Here is a 2818-nt window from a genome sequence, read left to right on the forward strand (position 1 = left end):
TCGCCTTGATGGTCCAGCACCATCCGCACCGCGCGGGCACGGACCTCAGGAGAATACGGTGGGGTTCGCTTCGTCATGGCTCCATCCTCTCAGGAGTTGGAGCTTCCGGGAAACCCGGGGCGGTTCACACCGCATGACCTTCAACACAGCCGCTCCGTCGTGGTGGCGCTTCCATGGAGAACCTGGCCCATAGCGCATCCCTCGCAGCATGGTGGTCAACCGTACCACCACACCGCGGGATCAAACACCTAATGCGGTTGGGGATAACGCTCCGAGAGCACCCCAGGCGACGTCCAACATTCAACTGTTCGACGATGTCCGGCGTATCTACACCGGGCATCGTAGTCGCTACGGCTCGCCTCGCGTGCATGCCGCCCTGTGGGCAAAGGGCCAAACAGTCAATCGCGGGCGGGTGGAGCGCCTGATGCGCCGTCATCGTGTTCGGACCCTGGCATGGCGCCCACACTACCGACTGCCGTCACGACCTCCCCACCAGCGAAGGCTGGCTCTACCTGGCCGCCGTCCTCGATCTTGCCAACCGTTTGATCATTGGCTGGTCGACTCGCGAGCACATGCGGACCGAACTGACGTCGGCAGCTCTGATGATGGTCACCCAACCGACAACGACCGACCGTAGGGCTCATCTGCAGCTCGGATCGCGGCAGCCGATACGCCGCCGAGGCCTACAGAGCGCAGCCTGTCGGCATGCAGGCGATACCCTCAATGAGCCGGATCAGCTGCTGCTACGATAGCGCCTCGATGGAAAGCCCACATTCTGAGCTTATCGAAAGACCTCCATACCCTGATGTCTAACTCGTCCGACAGCGACGATGACGACCCAGGAGGAGGCCCGACTTGACTTGTTTACCAAAATCGAAGGCTACCACAATCGACATTGGATCCACTCGGCCCTCGGCTGCATCACGCTCAAGCAAGCCGGTCGGAACGCCAGCTAATACTTTGCCCGCGAAGGTGGGGGAGGACCACTCGATGCGCACGCCGGTCTCGGAGGCGATGACTGAGGCGTTGAGCAGGGCCAAGTCGGCCGCGCCGTGACCAGGATGGAAGCTTTCAGGCGCCAGGCGGAGCTGGTTCCTCAGCGCGTCCCGACTAAGGTTGGAATCGAAAAGTTCGAAGAGCGCCGCTTGTAACCGCCCGTACGAGAGTACCTTGAAGGTTATGAGGTATATCACAGCAACGTGCAGTCGTGGCCCGAACAGGATGCCCTGCGCTTGCTTCGGTACCGAAGCCAGGGCCCGCGTCACAGAGTTTGGGCACTGTACGGCAATCCGTTCGTGTTGCGTGACGATCGGCGTCACTGCGGACAGCTTGATCCGCGTTCCAAGGCGCTGACAATTTCGGCGCAAAGTTCCCTATGCAGGCCGCCCCCACAGCAGCAACATTCCTTAAAATGGTGCTTGACGATGGCATCTGGATTATCGCTCGGCTGTATCCGCCGTGACCAGGCTTGGCGCCGCAAGAATTGGACTAAGCGCGTTGCTCCTTGTATTTCGTCGAGGGCGGCTTAGACGAAGTGCGCAATGTATTTTCTGACCGTTGCAGCCGCAGCACGAGATTGATCAGCTACTCGCGGCTAAGCTGCTTAAGGTCGCTTCGACACATCCCACAAAGGCGTCAGCGAAATACGCTCCGCGCAAGCGGGGGCGGTGATTACCTACAATCAACTCCATAACACAGCCAAAAGTCCTCACGGTAAATCGGGATTGAGCAAACCTTATCCGCTACGATAAACATTGCTATCTAAAACGATGCTATATCAAGGGGGATTACCCCTCCCTAGTCCAATCTAACCGCATGACCCTTCGATACGGCTAATTTACCAATCACTTGCTTCAGCGACGGCAATTATTATCGCGTTTCGTTGATGGTTCAGCCCGCACCAAACACGACGGATTTGTGAGCTAATGATTATATTTTCGCCGAATTTCCAGCAAAATAAGCTATACAAGAAAAGCCTACTGATTTTTACGTTTTACTCCAAGAACCCGTTCTGGTTCGACGAAGCCAAAAATTGCATCTAGAAATCCGAGTATATTGCCACGCAACCGCCCCCTTCGATCAACATACGACTTCGACCATATTGAACCTAGAAGGTTACTTGCAACGTTTTTAAATATATGATTAGCAACTTGATAACGAGAAATTGTACCCTTACGAAGCATATATAAAGGATTGATCACTTGTGAATAACCAAGCCTATCGCCCGCAATACGACCGCTCTTCACCCCCAAATGAATACCCTTTGCATCGCTGCATTTTACGATCCGACCCCCCTTATTTTTAAGTGCCGCTCCGAAATCGCGGTCTTCAAGCCAGCCGTATAAAACTAAACGCTCGTCAAAACGTAAATCACCGATAGCAGACAGTCGAAAGGCCATATTGCAACCGTATGGACTGAAAGGCTCAACAAGCCTAGACGGCGTCACCGATCCGATTTGACCAATTAAATGATCTGAATCTTCGAAAGTCAAGCCGCGACCTTTTATGCCGTCTGCAATCACCGACCCGGTAAACCCTACGATATCTAATTCCATCATAAATATCTTAGCTGCAATCTCCAACCAATCTGCCGCAGGAACAAAATCGTCGTCAAAAAAAACGACGAGCTCAGCGGTTCTGGGGATTGCTTCCAGAGCACGATTCCGCTGTGCTGCAAGACCCGCCGAACCGGTCAATACTACGATGTTGGGCCAATTAATCGCAGCTCCAACATCCTCTGGATCTGTACAGGAAACAATTATCTTAAATGCCCGATGAGTTTGTTTATCAATAATACGTCGCAACGTTTCCGTGACGA

1 protein-coding gene and 1 pseudogene are annotated in these 2818 nt (G+C 54.0%); one reads left to right on the plus strand and one right to left on the minus strand.

Annotated features, from left to right (window positions below):
* Positions 1-265: 265 nt before the first annotated feature.
* Positions 266-956: pseudogene (locus FV233_RS31495) on the plus strand (IS3 family transposase); the annotation flags it as partial.
* Positions 957-1976: 1020 nt separating this feature from the next.
* Here FV233_RS31495 and FV233_RS28975 read toward each other — a convergent pair.
* Positions 1977-2818: glycosyltransferase family A protein (locus tag FV233_RS28975; RefSeq protein WP_147899592.1), on the minus strand; the 842-nt coding region annotated here is incomplete at its 5' end.

Origin of the sequence: Methylobacterium sp. WL7 (assembly GCF_008040085.1) — a bacterium.
In the GTDB taxonomy this organism is placed as follows: domain Bacteria; phylum Pseudomonadota; class Alphaproteobacteria; order Rhizobiales; family Beijerinckiaceae; genus Methylobacterium; species Methylobacterium mesophilicum.